16 protein-coding genes are annotated in these 17,601 nt (G+C 72.4%); 15 read left to right on the top strand and 1 reads right to left on the bottom strand.

Going from position 1 to position 17,601, the window contains the following annotated elements:
- Nucleotides 1-47: 47 nt before the first annotated feature.
- The 3 genes from ruvX (at nucleotide 48) to ACFYPH_RS15625 (ending at nucleotide 2,182) form a co-directional block, all read left to right on the top strand.
- Complete coding sequence (gene ruvX, locus ACFYPH_RS15615; RefSeq protein ID WP_354862946.1) at nucleotides 48-506, top strand: Holliday junction resolvase RuvX; 459 nt, start codon at nucleotides 48-50, stop codon at nucleotides 504-506.
- Nucleotides 506-1,702 carry an endolytic transglycosylase MltG gene (gene mltG, locus ACFYPH_RS15620; RefSeq protein ID WP_354862947.1) on the top strand — a complete coding sequence of 399 codons (1,197 nt, stop codon included), beginning with the start codon at nucleotides 506-508 and terminating at the stop codon, nucleotides 1,700-1,702. The genes ruvX and mltG overlap by 1 nt, the downstream gene beginning before the upstream one ends.
- Nucleotides 1,703-1,873: 171 nt before the next feature.
- Nucleotides 1,874-2,182 carry a hypothetical protein gene (locus ACFYPH_RS15625; protein ID WP_354862949.1) on the top strand — a complete coding sequence of 103 codons (309 nt, stop codon included), beginning with the start codon at nucleotides 1,874-1,876 and terminating at the stop codon, nucleotides 2,180-2,182.
- Between the two features lie 200 nt (nucleotides 2,183-2,382).
- Here ACFYPH_RS15625 and ACFYPH_RS15630 read toward each other — a convergent pair whose 3' ends face one another.
- Nucleotides 2,383-2,874, bottom strand: coding sequence for a peptidoglycan-binding domain-containing protein (locus ACFYPH_RS15630; RefSeq protein ID WP_354862950.1), 492 nt, complete (start codon nucleotides 2,872-2,874; stop codon nucleotides 2,383-2,385).
- Nucleotides 2,875-3,027: 153 nt separating this feature from the next.
- Between ACFYPH_RS15630 and ACFYPH_RS15635 the strand changes: the two genes are divergently transcribed.
- The 12 genes from ACFYPH_RS15635 to ACFYPH_RS15690 all read left to right on the top strand — a co-directional run bounded on the left by ACFYPH_RS15635 (nucleotide 3,028) and on the right by ACFYPH_RS15690 (nucleotide 17,506).
- Nucleotides 3,028-3,876 carry a shikimate dehydrogenase gene (locus tag ACFYPH_RS15635; protein ID WP_387182226.1) on the top strand — a complete coding sequence of 283 codons (849 nt, stop codon included), beginning with the start codon at nucleotides 3,028-3,030 and terminating at the stop codon, nucleotides 3,874-3,876.
- Between the two features lie 98 nt (nucleotides 3,877-3,974).
- Complete coding sequence (locus ACFYPH_RS15640; protein ID WP_354862964.1) at nucleotides 3,975-5,681, top strand: glycosyl hydrolase; 1,707 nt, start codon at nucleotides 3,975-3,977, stop codon at nucleotides 5,679-5,681.
- Nucleotides 5,682-5,875: 194 nt separating this feature from the next.
- A complete protein-coding gene (locus ACFYPH_RS15645; RefSeq protein WP_387182358.1) occupies nucleotides 5,876-7,843 on the top strand; it encodes a hypothetical protein in 1,968 nt (655 codons plus the stop codon).
- A 95-nt stretch (nucleotides 7,844-7,938) separates the two neighbouring features.
- A complete protein-coding gene (locus ACFYPH_RS15650; RefSeq protein WP_354862968.1) occupies nucleotides 7,939-8,490 on the top strand; it encodes an acyltransferase in 552 nt (183 codons plus the stop codon).
- Nucleotides 8,483-10,081 (top strand): lipopolysaccharide biosynthesis protein, encoded by a 1,599-nt coding sequence (locus ACFYPH_RS15655; protein WP_355067082.1) that lies wholly within the window; start codon nucleotides 8,483-8,485, stop codon nucleotides 10,079-10,081. Before ACFYPH_RS15650 ends, ACFYPH_RS15655 begins: the two co-directional genes overlap by 8 nt.
- 96 nt (nucleotides 10,082-10,177) lie before the next feature.
- Nucleotides 10,178-11,446, top strand: a complete 1,269-nt coding sequence (locus ACFYPH_RS15660) for an O-antigen ligase family protein (RefSeq protein ID WP_354862972.1) — start codon at nucleotides 10,178-10,180, stop codon at nucleotides 11,444-11,446.
- Complete coding sequence (locus tag ACFYPH_RS15665; protein WP_387182229.1) at nucleotides 11,443-13,068, top strand: lipopolysaccharide biosynthesis protein; 1,626 nt, start codon at nucleotides 11,443-11,445, stop codon at nucleotides 13,066-13,068. The genes ACFYPH_RS15660 and ACFYPH_RS15665 overlap by 4 nt, the downstream gene beginning before the upstream one ends.
- A gap of 8 nt (nucleotides 13,069-13,076) precedes the next feature.
- Nucleotides 13,077-13,979, top strand: coding sequence for a sulfotransferase domain-containing protein (locus tag ACFYPH_RS15670; RefSeq protein WP_355067124.1), 903 nt, complete (start codon nucleotides 13,077-13,079; stop codon nucleotides 13,977-13,979).
- A complete protein-coding gene (locus ACFYPH_RS15675) occupies nucleotides 13,976-15,238 on the top strand; it encodes a hypothetical protein (protein WP_387182232.1) in 1,263 nt (420 codons plus the stop codon). The genes ACFYPH_RS15670 and ACFYPH_RS15675 overlap by 4 nt, the downstream gene beginning before the upstream one ends.
- Nucleotides 15,239-15,453: 215 nt before the next feature.
- Complete coding sequence (locus ACFYPH_RS15680) at nucleotides 15,454-15,930, top strand: UDP-N-acetylglucosamine--LPS N-acetylglucosamine transferase (protein ID WP_354863194.1); 477 nt, start codon at nucleotides 15,454-15,456, stop codon at nucleotides 15,928-15,930.
- The gene (locus tag ACFYPH_RS15685; RefSeq protein WP_354863193.1) at nucleotides 15,927-16,589 is read left to right on the top strand and encodes a glycosyltransferase; all 663 of its coding nucleotides are present in this window, start codon (nucleotides 15,927-15,929) and stop codon (nucleotides 16,587-16,589) included. The genes ACFYPH_RS15680 and ACFYPH_RS15685 overlap by 4 nt, the downstream gene beginning before the upstream one ends.
- Entirely contained in the window at nucleotides 16,586-17,506 is a 921-nt protein-coding gene (locus tag ACFYPH_RS15690; RefSeq protein WP_387182236.1) for a glycosyltransferase family 2 protein, read from the top strand. Before ACFYPH_RS15685 ends, ACFYPH_RS15690 begins: the two co-directional genes overlap by 4 nt.
- Nucleotides 17,507-17,601 lie beyond the last annotated feature (95 nt).

Below are 17,601 nucleotides of genomic sequence, written 5' to 3' on the forward strand. Positions count from 1 at the left end.
ACCGATCGGTCCGCCCTGGTTCGTCGACAGCCGAGGGGTGACCGTCGGTGAGCGGCTTCACACGGGGCGTTCGTATTGGCGTGGACGTCGGTCAGGTGCGCGTCGGGGTGTCCCGCTCGGATCCGGACGGGGTGCTGGCCACGCCGCTGGTCACCCTCGCCCGCGATCTCACCGCCGCGCCGGACGCGGTGCCGAGCGACCTTGCCCAGCTCGCGGCCCTGGTGGCCGAACATCAAGCGGTCGAGGTTGTCGTCGGCCTTCCGGTCAACCTGGCCGGCAAACACGGTCCCGCGGCGGTCGGAGTGAAGGCGTACGCTGACCGATTGGTCGATGTGATAGCGCCCGTACCGGTAACGCTTACCGACGAGAGGATGTCGACCGTGGTCGCTTCTCGTAGGCTTGCCGAACGTGGCGTCCGAGGTAAACGTCAACGTGCGGTTGTCGACCAGGCGGCCGCGGTGGAGATCCTGCAGAGCTGGCTGGACGCGCAGCGGAGGCGGACGTAATGATCGACGATCTGGATCTTGGGTTTGACGAGCCGGAGCGGGGTGAGAAGGGCCGGCACCGGCGCAGCTTCCGTAAGCGCAAGGGCGGTTCTGGTGGTGGCCGGGGCAAGACCTTCCTGGCGCTGCTGATGGCCCTGCTCCTGTTGGGCGGCATCGGTGGCGGCGCGTTCTACGGGTTCGACCGGATCCAGAACTACTTCGTCACCCCCGACTACGACGGTGCCGGGTCCGGTGAGATCACCGTCGAGATCAAGAACGGCGCGTTGCTGGCCGACATGGCCGACGCCCTGGTCGCGGCGGACGTGGTGAAGAGCCAGAAGGCGTTCATCGAGGCCGCCGAGGCCAACTCGCGCAGCAAGAACATCCAGCCGGGCACGTACAAGCTGCGCAAGCAGATGAGCGGCGCGAGTGCCGTGACGGCCATGCTCGACCTGAAGAACAAGATCGTCAACGGGCTGACCATCCCCGAGGGCCGCACCAGCAAGAACATCTACAAGCTGCTCTCCGACAAGACCAAGATCCCGGTCAAGGAGTTCGAGGCCGCCGCGAAGGACCCGGAGGCGCTCGGCGTCCCGGACTGGTGGTTCAAGCGCGACGACGGCAAGAAGGTCGTCAAGTCCATCGAGGGCTTCCTCTACCCGGACACGTACGAGATCCCGCCCAAGGCCACGGCCGAGAGCATCCTCAAGCTGATGGTGGACAACTTCCTCTCCGTGACCGGCGAGATGAAGTTCGCCGACCGGGTGCAGAAGGAGCGGGGTGGCGTCAGCCCGTACGAGGCGTTGATCGTGGCGTCGCTGGCCCAGGCCGAGGCCGGCAACAAGGACGACCTGGGCAAGGTCGCGCGGGTGGCCTACAACCGGGTGTACGGCGAGTTCAACTGCAACTGCCTGGAGATGGACGTCACGGTCAACTACTGGTTGGAGTTGACCGGTAAGCCGACCAAGACATCGGCCGAGATGAATCAGTCGGAACTGCTCGACACCACGAGCCCGTACAGCCGCAAGCTGAGGGGCCTGATTCCGACTCCCATCAACAACCCCGGTAAACCGGCGCTGGAGGGTGCGATGGACCCGCCGGTGGGCAAGTGGCTCTACTTCGTGGCGATCGACAAGCAGGGGCATTCCGCTTTCGCCGAGACGTACGAGGAGCAGAAGCGTAACGAGGCCAAGGCCAAGGAGGCTGGGGTGATCTGATGCCGCCCGTTCCCATCTCGGGTTCACCGTCACGCCGCGCTGGCGGGGCAGCGTACTTCTCCTCTGCCTCTTAAACTGCCGCTGTCCGTATCGACAGTCTTGAGAACGGGGGGAATGGTTGTGACCACGAAGAGATGGACGGCGCGAGCTGGAGCGGTCGCCTCGACGGCTATGGTGCTGCTTGCCTTCGCGGCAGTGCCGGCACAGGCCGCTGAGGTCACCAGGAGCACCACCGGTGCCGCAGGTCGGGCCGTCTACATCAAGAATGGTGACTGGGACCTCTACGCCCGGGACCCGCTGACCGATGGGCACTGCGCCCGTTGGCAGGAGCGCGCCCCGGGTAGCAGCTCGTGGTCGTGGAAGGGCAACTCGATCTGCACCTCGTCGGAAGGTTGGGCGGCCTTCGCGCGGTCGGGCTACTCCTACCGGATCTGCCGCACCGGTATCGGCAACTGCTCGTCGGTGGCTACGCTCCCCTGACCAGGTGAGAAACCGGCCGAAGCCGGTTGACGGGTAGCGGTCCGGCCGGTGGCTCAGATAACGGCGGACACGGTACCGGCAGCCGTCCCGCGCCGCCCGCAACAGTGCGAAGGCTCCCTTTCCAATGGTGACCGATAATGTGGTCGGCTTGGAAAGGGAGCCTTCACGCTGGCCCTGATGAGAGACGATTTACGTCATTGTCAGTGGCTGGTGCCGGTCCATGAGCCGGTGCGCGGGTTCAGGAACGTCCACACCCCGTTGCTGTTCTGCTTGCGCAGCGCGAACGTGCGGTTGTAGCCGTAGTAGAAGTACCCGGTCTGGGTGCTCGTGTCGTAGCCGGTGTTGCGGTTGACCGCGCCGTACGCCTTGCCCCAGGTCTGCGGCCCGACCGACCCGTCGATGCCGATGTTCATCACGTCCTGCCAGGTCCTGGTCTTGGCGGCGGTGTTGGAGCCGTACTCGCCGTCGATGAAGCTGGTGCCGACGGTGCCGCTGAGGTCGTCGGCCCAGATGATGGCCTGCCAGAGGCGCACGATGTTGCCGGCGCGCACGCACGAGCTGGACGCGCACAGCTCGTGGTTGTCCGACCAGCTGCCCGCCGCGCTGTCCGCACGCGCGGGTGCGGCGGCCATCAACGACAGGCTGAAGGCCGCGGCAATCGCGATGAGGACGCGCAGAATCCGTTTGTTCATGGTTCCCCCCTATTTCCGATCGATCGTCCTGCGCCGAATGCTTTCACCGACGTCGATGGAACGTCAAGCGAACACCGTGGGCGCGGTCGGCGACGGGTGGTGCGGTGGTCGGTGCGGTGGGTAGGGTCGAGGCGACGTGTACGGGGGGCGGACATGACGCGGACCGTGGTGGCCCGTCGGGCCGCGGTGCTGGGCAAACCCATCGCGCACTCCCTGTCGCCGGTGATCCACACCGCCGGCTACGCCGCCGCCGGGCTGGCCGGGTGGTCGTACACCCGGGTCGAGTGCGCGGCCGCGGAGCTGCCGGCCCTGGTCGCCGGCCTGGGCCCCGAGTGGGCCGGGCTGTCGGTGACCATGCCGGGCAAGGAGGCGGCGCTCGCCGTGGCCGACGCCGCGTCGCCGGTCGCCGTCGCGGTCGGCGCGGCCAACACGTTGGTACGCCGTCCGGACGGCTCCTGGTACGCGGACAACACCGACGTCGGCGGCATGGTCGATGTGCTCACCGGGGCCGGGGTGGCGCCCGGCGCCACCCTGACCGTCCTCGGCGCGGGGGGAACGGCCCGCGCCGCGCTCGCCGCCGCCGCACGGCTGGCGTGCTCCTCGGTGACTGTGGTGGCCCGCCGGGTCGAGGCGGTCGACGAGCTGCGCCCGGTGGCCGACGCCCTCGACGTGGCGCTGGCGGGTGGTGCCTGGGCCGACGCGCCCCGGCACCTCGCCGCCGCCGACGTGGTCGTCTCCACCGTCCCGAAGGGGGTCGCCGACCCGCTCGCCGGCGTGGCGACGTGGCGGTCGGACGGGGTCTACTTCGACGCGCTGTACGACCCGTGGCCGACGCCGCTGGCCGCGTCCGCCCGCGCGGCCGGTCTGCGGGTGGTGTCCGGACTGGACCTGCTGCTGGCGCAGGCGGTGGGCCAGTTCGAGCAGTTCACCGGCGTTGCCGCGCCGGTCGAGGCGATGCGGGAGGCGCTGATGGCGGCCCGTCGGGGCGCCTTCCTTAGCTGACGGTTAAGACGCGCTTACGGGAAACTGTCCTGCCCACGACATGCCCTGGTCGTCGATACGCTGCTCACGGTTACCGCAGCAGACACAGGGAGTTCTCCTTGACCAGGCATGGACTGCACCGCATCACCCGGCTCCGCAACGGTCCCCGGCGCAAGGCGATCGCCATCGGCGTGGTCGGCGGTGCGGTGGTGGCCGGCATCGTGGCGACCATGATGCCGCTGCTGGCCAGCGACGATCTGTCGATCCGCGCGGTGGCGGACACCACCGCGACGATGGTGACGCAGGACGGCGACAACGCCACCAAGACGACCCTGGCGACCTGCCCGGCGCGCTGCGACGGCAACCCGCGAGGTGGCCGCGAGGCGGTCGTCGAGTTCGCCGTGACCACCGTGCCGGCCGCCGCGGTCAACGTCCGGGCGACCCTGCGCATGCACGCCTGGCAGCAGTTCGCCGCCACGGTGACCGCGCACGCCTCGTCGTTGAGCGCCCGCGAGACGCGCCCGGCCCCGGCGACGGCGAGCCCCGCGCTGGACACCGTCGCCGGCGTGGCCAAGGGCGTCAACGAGTGGGACGTCTCCAAGCTGGTCACCGGCAACGGCACCTGGACGGTGTCGCTCGCCCAGACCGGTCTGGAGACCCGCGTCTACTGGGCGTCGGTCGAGAACCGCAACCCGGAGCTGCGACCCAGCCTGGTGATCAGCTACGACCTCGGCAGCGGGCCGACGTCGGCGCCGACCACCCGACCGGCGCCGCCGCCCTCGCCGACGGTCGCGCCGACGACCGCCGCGCCCCGGCCCACGCCGACGGTCGCGCCGACTCGTACGCCGACCCCGACCCAGAGCCCCACCCTCCCGTCCGGCAAGTGCGGCCAGGTGTCCGACACGCTCGTGCCGTCCTGCGGCGCCTGGTGGGGGATGTACTCACCGGCCAACGCGGGCAGCGGCTGGGACCACGGCAAGGCGATCACCGACGTCGAGGCGCAGGTCGGGCGCAAGTTCGACATCGTGCACCGCTACCACGACTTCTCCAACGCCGGCAGCAACGGCGCCTTCCCCGACGCGTACGAGACCCAGCAGATGCGCGAGGGGCGGCTGATGTTCTTCGCCTGGGAGTCCCGCGACTTCTCCGCCGGCACGACGTTGAAGTGGTCCGAGATCTACAGTGGCCGGCAGGACGCCACCATCGACGCGGTCGCCGGTCGCATCCGCGACGCCAAGGTGCCGGTGTTCCTGGGCTTCGACCACGAGCCGGAGGACGAGCCGGGCAAGGGCAGCGACGCCGACTTCGTCCGGGCCTGGAAGTACGTGTACGAGCGGTTCGCCAAGGCGGGCGCGGACAACGCCGTCTGGGTCTGGACGATGATGGGCTGGTCCGGGCACTACTCCCGGTACGCCGGCCTCTACCCCGGCGACCGGTATGTCGACTGGGTGGCCTACGACCCGTACAACTTCCACGTCTGCAACGGCAGCACCGTGTGGAAGAGCCCGAGCACCACAGTGGACGGCTTTTACCGCTGGCTCGACGAGAACGGCATCGGGGCCGGCAAGCCGCGGATGCTCGCCGAGTTCGGCACGAACTTCGACGCCAAGGACCCGGGGGCCAAGCAGCGCTGGTTCCAGGAGTTCCCGGCGGCCCTGAAGGCCCACCCGAAGATCAAGGCTGCCATCTACTTCAACTCGCCGGGCATGACCAGCCGCACGGCGACCTGTGACATGACGATGAACCACGATGCCTCCGCGGTGGCCGGCTTCACCCAGGCCGGCAAGGACGCGTACCTGCGCCAGCCCACCGGAGGTAGCCGCTGACGAGATGACGACACCGTGACGACGCACGCCGTTCATCGAGGGTCAGCCAACTGATCCTCCGGCGTTCTGTCGGCTAGCAGATTCAGGCACCGCCCAATCGGCGGATGCGCCTACCAGGCTGGGCGAGGCACGCTACCTCGGGTTCTCATCCATCTTGGAGGCGCAGCGTGCCCAAACTCTCGCACTTGTGGCGTTTGTCAGTACGACGTCGTACTCGGGCGGGGGTGGTCGCTCTGGCGGTCGTCGCCGCGGTGCTCAGCGTGCCCTCGGTGTCCTCGGCGGCGGTGGTGCCGGTCCCCGGGCCCGCGACCCTGGTGTCCGCGAATCCCAGCGACACGACCCCGCACGCCCGCGACGGCGAGACCCGCGCCTTCGCGCAGGTCGGCAACACCGTCTTTGTCGGCGGCAGCTTCACCCAGCTGCGACAGACCGCCAGCTCCGCGTGGATCACGCAGCGCTACCTCTTCGCGTACGACCGGACCACCGGCACCATGTCCACGAGCTTCCTGCCGGTGCTCGACGGCGCGGTCAACACGTTGCTCGCCGGCCCCGGCGGGACGCTGATCGTCGGCGGCGCCTTCAAGAACGTCAACGGTGTCTCCCGCAAGAACCTGGTCGCGCTGAACCCCGCGACCGGCGCGATCATCGACAGCTGGGTCGGGCGCTCCGACGGTGGCACCGTCCGCGACCTGGTCCTGTCGGGCAACTCGCTCTACGTGGCCGGCGCGTTCAACTGGCTCAACGGCACCGCGCACGCCGGCCTCGGCCGGCTCAACGCGACGACCGGCGCGATCGACCCGACGTTCGCCGTCGACGCCACCGTCGGACGGCACGGCACCACGTCGTACGTGTGGACGATCGACGTCACGCCGGACGGCGGCACCCTGGTGCTGGGCGGCAACTTCACGCTCGTCAACGACCTGCCGCGTAACCAGATCGCGCTTGTCGACCTCACCGGCACCCCGACGGTGCTGGACTGGAGCACCGAGAAGTACGTGCCGCCGTGCGCGGCCCCGACGACGTTCGTGCACTACGTGCAGGACGTGCGGTTCGGCGAGGACGGCAGCTGGTTCGTGGTCGGCTCCAACGGCGGCGGCGGTTGGCCGACCGCCTACTGCGACGCCCTGGTCCGTTTCGAGACCCCCGCCCGGGGCGCCGGCCAGCTCGCCACCTGGGTCGACTTCACCGGCAACGACACCATCACCTCGGTCGAGGTGGCCGACAACGTCATCTACCTCGGCGGGCACTTCCGGTGGCTGAACAACCCGAACGCCAACGACGCCGCCGGCAACGGCGCGATCGACCGGCTCGGCATCGGCGCGGTCACCCCGGCCACCGGCCTGCCGGTGAACTGGAACCCGCGCCGCAGCGGCAGCGCCTCGATGCCCGCCGGCACCACCGCCTGGGGTTCCGCGGTGCCGGTGCTCTGGCGCGGCTCGGACGGCCTCTACTTCGGGCACAACTCCGACGGCATGGGCGAGGAGTACCACGGACGGCTCGGCATGTTCCCGCTCGCCGGCGGGCGTACGTTCACCGCGAAGAACCCGCCGTCGGCGACCACCGGCAACCTCTACCTGGCCACCGCCCCGGGCGCCGTGACCAAGGTGCCGTTCGACGGCGCCGCGCTGGGCACCTCGACCGTGGTCAGCCAGCCCGCCTACACCGCGGCCGGCGCGACCTGGCGGGTCGACGACCGGATCTACTGGGCGCACACCGTCGCGGGTACGCCCACCGGCAGCCGGATCGACGTCTCGCTGTTCAATGGCGGCGCGATCGGGTCGCCGTGGGAGGCGTCCGGATACAACGACTGGTTCAACCCGGCGCTGCTGACCGGGGCCTTCTACCTCGACGGCCGGCTCTACTACACCCGGACCGGCACCAACAACCTCTACTACCGCTACTTCGAGATCGACGGCAACTATCTGGGCGCCACCGAGTTCGCGCTGCCCACCACCGGTGTCACCTGGTCGGCTGTGCGCGGCATGGCCTGGGTCGGCGGTCGGATCGTCTACGGTGCCACCGACGGCACGCTGCGCAGCGTGCCGTTCGACCCGACGGCCGCGCCGACCGCCGTGGTCAACGGCGCCACGGCGACGGTCATCGCCACAGCGGCGCCCGAGTTGTCCTGGTCTACCCCCTCGATGTTCTTCTCCGTGCAGTAACGGTCAACCGTTGGTAACGGAGCATCGGTAGATTGTTCGCGTTGGGTCGGCGGCGGGACCACCGCCGCCGACCCCACGATGTGGGGGAGGGGTCGTTGGTCGGCGCCGCTGGCATCCGCGCGAAACGCGCCGTGCACCTGGTTTTCGCGCTCAAACGCGCGTGGTACAGGCTGCGCTACCGCCGGCTCACGCTCGGCCGGGACGTGGAGATCCGAGGTCGGATCCGGCTGCGCCGGGGCGTACGGGTCAGCATCGGCGACCGGAGCCGCCTCAACAAACTGGTCCGCTTCGCCGGCCCCGGCGAGGTGCGCATCGGCGCCGACTGTCTGCTGAACGCCACCTGGATCGGCACCTGGACGTCGGTGACGGTGGGAGACCGGTGCCTCCTGTCCGACTGCGAACTCCTCGACAACGACTTCCACAACCTGCCGCCCGAGCAGCGGCACGCCCCGCCCGGCCCGGCCACGCGCGCCCCGATCGTCCTCGAGGACAACGTGTGGATCGGCGCGCACGCACTGGTCCTCAAGGGGGTCCGGGTCGGCCGGAACAGCGTCGTGGGCGCCGCGACGGTGGTGCGCGCGGACGTGCCACCGGGCGTCGTCGTCGTCGGCAATCCTCAACAGACGGTGAAGAAGTTCCATGACTGACACGACGCCCGCCTCCTGGCCGACGGACGGCCCGTCCGCCGGCACCGCCCGTACCGTCACGCTCACCGACCTGCTGCGGGTGCCGATGCACCGGCTGCGGCTGGTGGTCGCGGTGGCCCTGGTCGGCCTGCTCGCCGCCCTCGGCTACGTGCTGCTCGTGCCGGCGGCGGTGACCGCGAGCGCGGTGGTGGCGGTCCGCCCGGTGGTCACCGACGCCTTCACCCCCAGCGGTGCGGGTGCCGACCGCGCCGTCAACATGAACGTGGAGAGCGGTCTCGCCACCGGCACCCAGGTGGTCCAACGTCTCGCCGACGCCGCCGGCGGCGACCCGCGCGAGATCCGCAACGCCCTTGAGGTCGAGGTCCCCACCGGCGGGCAGATCCTGCGCTTCAGCTACCAGGCGCCCGACGCGCAGCGGGCGGTGCAGGGGGCCAACCTCGCCGCGCAGGCGTACCTCGACGTGCGGCGCACCATGTACGAGCAGCAGCGCGCCGAGATGCTGCGCTCCTACGACGCCAGCATCACCAAGGTCGCCGCCCAGCAGGTCGCCGTCCAGAAGCGGGTGAGCAGCGCCAAGGGCACCGCCGCCGGCGACGCCGCGCTGGCCGAACTGTCCGGCATCAACAACCAGCTCACCCAGCTCAACGCCGCCCGTACCGAGATCGCCGCGGTCGACGTCAACCCCGGCTGGGTCACCCAGACCGCCGAGCGGGCACTGGCCACCTCCGCCGGGCACCGGCCGCTCTACCTGGTCGCCGGCCTGCTCGGCGGCGCGCTGATCGGCGTCGTGCTGGCGTACGCCTGGGAGTCGACCGACCGGCGGGTCCGCTCGGTCAACGACGGTCGGGACGCCAGCGGCCTGCCGCTGCTCGGCACGGTGCGTCGGCCGGCGTTTCGGGGCAGCCCCCGGGCCGTCGACGCGGACATCCGCTACGTGGCGATGGCGGTCGCCGAGCGGGTCCGCCAACCGGCCCGGGTCGCGCTGGTCACCGCCCGGGAAGACGCCACGGCCCTCACCGCCGGGCTGGCCGTGGCGCTCGCCGCCGACGGCCGGGAGGTCTTCGTCGCCGACGACAGCGGGCGCGTGGAGCGCCTGCGCGCCGCCGTCCTCGCCGACCGCGGGCGGCTGCCCGTCGACCCGTCCCGGCCGCTGGTGCCCAAGCCCCGCCCGGCCGGCGCTCCGAGCCCGGCCGGCGCCACCGCGGAGAGCCCGGCGCCTCGGCGGCCCTCCCCGCACCCGCCCGGCGCCCGTCCGTCCACCGACCCGGACGCCACGCTGACCCTGCCCCGGGTGACGTCCGGCCACGCCGAGAACGGCCGGCCGACGTCGGCGGACGAGGTGACCGTGGGGGTGGGCAGCGTCCGCTTCGGCACCTGGCGGCAGGGCGCGGACCACGGGCTGGTGCTGTTCAACGCCCCACCTGCGGAGTCCGACGAGCGTGGCGTGGCGGTGGCCCGCCAGGGCAGCGCCGTGGTGGTCATCGAGCGGGACCGCACCCGGCAGAGTGACCTGCGGCGGCTCGTCGAGCGGCTACGCGCCGCCGGGGTCACCCCGCTGGGCTTCGTGCTCACCCGCAACGGCCGGGTCTGACCGGTGTCGCTCACCCGCGCCCCGGCGACCGAGCCGCCACCCGGCGACGCCGCCGCCCCCCTCGGGCCGGCGCCACCGCCTCCGCCCCCCGCCCGGCTGCCGCTCTGGCCGCTGGCGCTGATGTTCGGGCTGGTGCCGCTCTGGTGGTCGCTCGGGGCCTTCTACCTGGGCTGGCCGCTGCTGGGCGCGCTGCTGCTCGCATTGCTGCTCACCCGGGGTCGGGTGCCGCTGCCGCCGGCCGCCGGCAGCTGGCTGCTGTTCCTGGCCATCGTGGTCGTCAGCGCCACCCAACTGTCCTCGCCGGCCTCGCTGCTGACGTTCGCCCTGCGGTTGGCCTTCTACCTGACCGCGCTGGTGGTCGGGGTCTACGTCTACGCCGCCGCTCGGGAACGCGCCGACCTGGTGGCGGTGCTCACCCCGCTCTGCGCGTTCTGGTTCGCTCTGGTGGTGCTGGGCTGGCTCGGGGTGCTGGTGCCCCGGCTGGCGATGACCACCCCGATGGAGGTGCTGCTGCCCGCCGGCGTGGCTCGTACCCCGTTCATCCAGGACATGGTGCACCTGACCACCGCGGAGTACAGCGAGCGCTCGCTCAACCCGATCTACCGGCCGGCCGCGCCGTTCTCGTACACCAACAACTACGGCAGCGCGTACGCCATGACCCTGCCCTGTGTGGTGGCGTACACCATGCTGCGCCGTCGGGGTCTGCTGCGCTGGATGCTGCTGGCGTCCCTGCCGCTGTCGCTGGCGCCGGCGTTCCTCACGCTGAATCGGGCGATGTTCCTCAGCCTGGGCGCCGGGCTCGCGGTGCTCGGGGTGCGGGCCAGCATGCGCGGCAACGTGCGGGTCGCCGCGTCCATCGTCGGCGTGGTCGTGATCGGCGCGCTGGCCACCCTGGTCATCCCGATCACCGACCTGATCAGCCAGCGGGTCGATTCCAGTGACACCAACACGGACCGCCTGTCGCTCTACACGGAGGTGATCCGCCGTGTGCAGGATTCGCCGTGGCTGGGCTACGGCGCTCCGGTGAACGTGGACACGGTCTCCGCGGCCGCGCCGATCGGCACCCAGGGGCAGCTGTGGATGGTGTTGTTCAGCCACGGCGTACCGGCGCTGGTGTGTTTTCTGGCCTGGTTCGTCGCCGCCGCGGTGATCTGCGCGCGGGCGACCTCGGCGGCCGGGCAGTGGCTGGCGGTGGTGCCGGTGGTCTGCCTCGTGCAGGTCCCGTTCTACGGCATGGCCAACCAGAACCTGTCGGTCGCGTTCTTCGCGGTCGCCTTCGCCATGGCGCTCGCCGAACGGGAACGGCTGGCGAGCGCGCAGCGGCAGGGCCCGCCGCGCCCGCCCGGTACGGCGGTGCCGGCATGACCGCCGCCACCCGGCCACCGGCCGGCGCCGGCCCCGACGGCCCGCACCGCTCGGGCGCGGGCGCTGCCGGCACGGTCGACATCGGCGCGGCGGAGACGCGCCGCAGCGCCCGCAGCGGCGTGGCCGGCCTGCTCGGCGCCGCCACCAGCGGACTGTTCGGCTTCGTGCTGGCCGTGGTGATCACCCGGGGGTACGGAACGGCCGGCGCGGGCGCGTTCTTCGCCGCCATCGGCGTGGTCACCGTGGCCACCGCGGTCTGCACGCTGGGCGCGGAGACCGGTCTGATGTGGGCGCTGCCCCGGCGTCGTCTCGGAGTCCGGGGGGACGCGGCCCGGGTGCTTCCGGTGGCGCTGATCCCCCCGCTGCTGGCCGGGCTCGTGGTCGCCGGCGTCGGAGTGCTGAGCGCCGACGCGCTCGCCCCCCGACTGCTGCGGGGCTCGGGCGACGGCGGCGACGCGTTGCTGACGCTCACCTTCGCCGCCGTGCCGGTGGTGGTGGCGATGACCCTGCTGCTGGCCGCGCTGCGCTGCGTACGACCCATCCGCGCGTACGTCGGCGTGCAGTTCCTGCTGCTGCCGGTGGCCCGCCCGGCGCTGGTCGGCGCGGCCGCGCTGGCCGGCGGCGGCCTGCTCGCCGGGATGACCGGCTGGCTGGTGCCGGCGGTGCTGGCGCTGCTGGCCTGTCTCACCCTGGTGGCCCGCCCGCTCGGCCTGGGCCGGGGCGCGGCGCTGCGACCGGGCCGGGCCGACTGGTCGAAGTTCTGGCGTTTCGCGCTGCCCCGGGCCGCCTCGGCGGCCATCGACGCGGGCAGCATGTGGGTGGGGGTGCTGCTGACGTCGGTGCTGGCCGGGCCGGCCGACGCGGGCGTGTTCGGCGCGGTCGGCCGGTACGTGCTGGCCGGCCAGCTCGCCATGCAGGGGTTGCGGGTGGCGGTGTCACCGCAGCTGTCCCGGCTGCTGGGGCGTGGTGAGCGGGCCGCCGCGGCGGCCGTGCACCGGCAGTTGACCACCTGGGGGCTGGTGCTGTCCTGGCCGGTGTACCTGCTGCTCGCGGTGTTCGCGCTCGCGTTCCTGCAACTGTTCGGCCCGGAGTTCACCGCCGGCGTGCCGGCGATGACGGTGCTCGCGCTGGCGATGCTGGTGAACACCGGCGTGGGCAACGTGCAGAGCCTGCTGCTGATGGGCGGGCGCAGCGGGCTGCACCTGGTGTCCACGCTGGCCGGGCTCACCGTGACCGTCTCGCTCGGGCTCTGGCTGATCCCCGGGCACGGCGCGACGGGCGCGGCGCTCGCCTGGGCCGCCGGCATCGCCACCGAGAACCTCACCGCCGCCGCGTTCGCCCGCGCGGTGGTCGCCGAGCCGCTGGTCGACGCCGCGACGCTGCGCGCGGCGGCGGCCACCCTCGGCGGTGTGGGCCTCGCGGCGGGGATCGGCGTGCTGGCCGGGGGCCGCGGCCTGCCGGGCCTGGCGGTGTCGCTGGGCGTGCTGCTGGCCGGTTGCGTCGGCTTGTTGACGTTGCCCCGGGTGCGCGCCGGCATCCGGGTGACCATGAGGCAGATCCGTGGATCCGACGACGCGGCCACGGCCGCCGGGGTCGGCCCGGAATCGACGAGAGGCAGGTGAGGGCCATCGTGGCGTCCATCCGTGACCGGGTCAAGCAGCTGGTGCCGACCCAGGTGACCACCCGGGTGAAAGAGTCCCTGGTCGACTACGGGGTCCGCACCAGTGACCGGCGACCCCTGCCGGACTTCCTGATCATCGGCACCAAGCGGGGCGGCACCACCTCCCTGTGGAACTACCTCATCCAGCACCCCCTGGTGCCCCGGCTCTTTCCCGCCTGGAACACCAAGTCGGCGCACTACTTCGAGGAGCACTGGGGCCGGGGCGAGGCGTGGTACCGCTCGCACTTCCCGACCGAGCGGCAGCGCGAGGCCCTCGCGAAGCGGCACGGCGGGCCGGTCCGGGTCGGCGAGGCCGCCCCGCTCTACATGTTCCACCCGCTCGCCGCGCAGCGGGTCGCCGCTCTGCTGCCGACCGTGAAGCTGATCGTGCTGCTGCGCGACCCGGTCGAGCGGGCGTACTCGCACTGGAAGGAGCGCCGCACCCACGGCATCGAGCCGCTGGACTTCGCCGCCGCGCTGGCCGCCGAGCCGGAGCGCACAGCGGGGGAGCGGGAGCGGCTCATCGCCGAGCCGGAGGCGTTCAGCGAGGCGTACGACTGGTACACGTACCGGGCCCGGGGGCGTTACCTGGAGCACCTGGAACCGTGGCTGGAACGCTTCGACTCCGAGCAGATCCTCTTCCTGCCCAGCGAGGACCTGTACCGCGACTCCCGCGCCACGTACCGGCGCACCCTCGACTTCCTCGGGCTGCCCCCGTACGACCTGCCGAACTTCAAGGTCTACAACGACCGGCGCTCCGCGCCGCTGGAGCCGGCGGTCCGCGCCGAGCTGACCGACTACTACCGCCCGTACAACGACGCGCTGCGCGAGCGGCTCGGGTTGGACCTCGACTGGGCGGACCGGGCGGCGTGACGACCGGGGTCACCCCGGCCACCGATCCCCGGTCCCGGGTGGACGGGCTGGGCTGGGTGAGCCGCGCGGTGTTCCCGGACGACCGGGTCGGCCTGACGGTGGGTGGCGCGCTGCCGGCCGGGCATCGGGCGGTGGCCCGGTACGCGGTGGTGCCGTCGGTGGCCCGGGCGCGGTTCCTCGTGCCGCTGGGCGCACCCCGGGCCGGCGCGGCGTCGTTGCTGGCGTACAACGCGTTGCGGCCGCCGAAGGTGCGGGCGCTGCGGGCCGCGCTCGGTGGGCTGGCCCGGTTCGGCGGGGCGGGTCTGGCGCCGTTTCCGACGTTGACCGTCTCGGTGCCGGTGGGGGCGCCCGTGACCGAGCTGCTGCTGACCGAGCGGCTCGCCGCCGCGCTGGGCGGTACGCCGCTGCTGGCCGCGTGCGGTGTCCGTCCACCGGACCCGAACGTCAAGCCCACCCTGCAACTGTTCACCGTCGACGGTCGTCCGCGCGGCTACGCGAAGATCGGCTGGAACGACGCCACCCGGGCGCTGGTCACCGCCGAGGCCAGCGCGCTGCGGGCGTTGCGCGCGGTGACCGGCGTCGTCGACCATCCGGTGCCGCCGGGGCTGCTCACCGAGACGGCGTGGGCCGGCCAGGCGGTCGCGGTGATCGAACCGCTGCCACCGGACGTACGCGGCGTGCCGGCCGACGACCCGCCACGGATCGCGGCGTTGCTCGCGGTCGCCCGCCGCGGAGCCCCGGCCGGGGCACCGCGACCGCTGGCGTCCTCGACGTTCCTGACCCGGTTGGCCGCCCAGGCCGAGCGGGCCGCCGCGGCCGGGCCGGCCGGGGCGCGGGCGGTCGCCGCGGTCGCCGCGCTGGCCCGCCGGCACGGCGACACGGCAGTCGAGTTCGGCCACTGGCACGGCGACTGGGTGCCCTGGAACCTGGGCACGTACGACGGCCGGCTGGTGGCCTGGGACTGGGAGCACAGTGGTCCGGACGTGCCGGTCGGCTTCGACCTGGCGCACGACGCCTTCCAGCGGTCGCTGGTGCTGCGCGCCGAACCGGCCGCGGTGGCCGCCGTGGCGGTGGACGGGCAGCTGGGCCGGCATGGTGCGCGGCTCGGCCTGGGCCCGGCGCAGTGCCGGCTGGTGGCCGACGCGTACCTGCTGGAGATGTGGCTGCGGACGTGGCGGCTGGCGGACGCCGGCGCCGGGTGGAACGGCGCGCTGCATCCCGCACTGTTGGACGTCATCGAGAAACGACATAGCGACTGAACTGGAGACAACGCGACGCCGGGTGCGCGTCGCAGAGTGACGACATAATGGCAGGTCGTGATGACGATCGATGGGCTGCGGGGCCGACAGCGGCTCTGACGACGCCGAGTGGAGATCGTCGCCTCGCCCGGTCGCGCTATTCAACGACCGGAAAACCTGTGATCTGCTTCTGCCTGGCGTGAATCGGAATTCCAAGCTGACTTGTGGGGAGTCGCGTGGACACGAACAACGACGACGAGCCGCCGGTGCTGCTGCTGGTGGGATCCAGCGGCGGCCACCTGGCCCAACTACTTGCCCTGCGGCCCTGGTACGAACGGTGGCGGCGCTGCTGGGTCACCTTCGACACCCCGGAGGCGGTGTCACTGCTGGCCGGTGAGGATCTGGTGCCGGCGCACCACCCGACCACCCGCAACGTGCCGAACCTGCTGCGCAACGCGCGACTGGCCTGGCGGGTGCTGCGGGGCCGGCGGGTCGCCGCCGTGGTCACCACCGGCGCCGGGGTGGCCGTGCCGTTCGTGGTGCTGGCCCGCCTGCGTCGCATCCCGACCGTCTACATCGAGGTGTACGACCGGATCGACACCCCGACGCTGACCGCCCGGCTCTGCCGGCCGTTCCTGTCCGCGATGCTCGTGCAGTGGGACGAGCAGCGCCGGCAGTACCCGGAGGCCACCGTCGTCGGGACCCTGCTGTGAGCGGGGAGACGGGCACGGCCCGCCGCGACACCGTCGCCGATCCGTCCCGGCTGCCGCGCCAGCGCGACACCACCGACGTCGAGCAGACCCGGCTGCTCGTCGCGGTCGGCACCGACAAGCATCCCTTCGACCGGCTCGTGGACTGGTTGACGCAGTGGCACGCGCAGTCCGGCCCGGTCGGGTTGACCCTGCAGCACGGTCACACCACGGCGCCGCCCCTGCCGGGCGCGGTGCCCTTCCTCGGTCACGACGCCCTGCAACAGGCGATGGCCGACGCGGACCTGGTGGTGTGTCACGGCGGCCCGGCGACGATCCTGGAGGCCCGCCGGCACGGGCACCTGCCCATCGTGGTGCCCCGCGACCCGTCGCGCGGTGAGCACGTCGACGACCACCAGCAGCTCTTCGCGCGTCGGCTCGGCGCGGCCGGGCTGGTGGCGCTCTGCGAGACCCGGGAGGCGCTGCACGACGCGCTCGCCGCCGGGCAGGCCGACCCGTCCCGGTACGCGGTGGCCGCCGACCCGGCGGCGCACGAGGCCCGGCGCGCGGCCGTCGCCCGGGTCGGGCAGATCGTGGATGACCTGGTGGCCCGGTCGGCCCGGCGCCGACCCCGCTGGCGGAGGGGGCCGCGACCCGGCCAGGGTACGGAGGAGACCAGATGACCAGACAGCCGAGCGTCAGCGTCGTGGTGCCCACCCGGGACCGCCCCGAGCTGCTGCGCGCCGCCCTCGCGGCGATCCTCGCCCAGGAGTACCCCGGCCGGATCGAGGCGGTCGTCGTGTTCGACCAGTCCACGCCCGACGAGTCGCTGACGGCCCTCGCCGGGCCGGACCGGGCGGTGCGGGTCATCGGCAACGGGCGCGCGCCGGGGCTGGCCGGGGCGCGCAACAGCGGCACCCTCGCCGCCGAGGGTGAGCTGATCGCGTTCTGCGACGACGACGACGAGTGGCTGCCGGGCAAGCTGGCCGCCCAGGTCGACGCCCTGGCCGCCGACCCGGCGGCCGAGTTCGTCTGCTGCGGCATCCGCGTCAGCTACGACGGGCACACCGTCGACCGGGTGCTCGACAAGGACCGGATCACCCTCGACGACCTCCTGCGGGACCGGTTGACCGAGCTGCACCCGTCCACCTTCCTGATCCGCGCGACGGCGCTGCGCGAGGGCTTCGGCCTGGTCGACGAGGAGATTCCGGGCAGTTACGCGGAGGACTACGAATTTCTGCTACGGGCCGCCCGCAGCGCGCCGCTGATCAACCTGCCGACCCCGTCGGTGCTGGTGCGCTGGCACAAGCGCTCGTATTTCGCGCAGCGCTGGGACACCATCTCCGAGGCGTTGCAGTGGCTGCTGCGGCGCTACCCGGAGTTCGCCACCCAGCCGGCCGGTGCGGCCCGCGTCGCCGGGCAGATCGCGTTCGCCCAGGCCGCCTCCGGTGACCGCCGGGGCGCGCTGCGCTGGGCGCGACGCACCCTGCGCAGCAATCCCCGCGAGCCGCGCGCCTACCTGGCGCTCGCGGTCGCCGGTCGGGTGGTCCGGGCCGACGCGGTGCTGCGCACCCTGCACAAGCGCGGCCGGGGCATCTGATCCGTCGCGCGGAGCCGCCCTGCGGACGGTCCCGGCCGTCCGCAGGGCGGGACGAGGCGGGCAGCGCGACGCGCCCGTCGCGCGCCGTGACAGAC

This window comes from Micromonospora sp. NPDC005252, assembly GCF_042872475.1.
Classification (GTDB): Bacteria; Actinomycetota; Actinomycetes; order Mycobacteriales; family Micromonosporaceae; genus Micromonospora.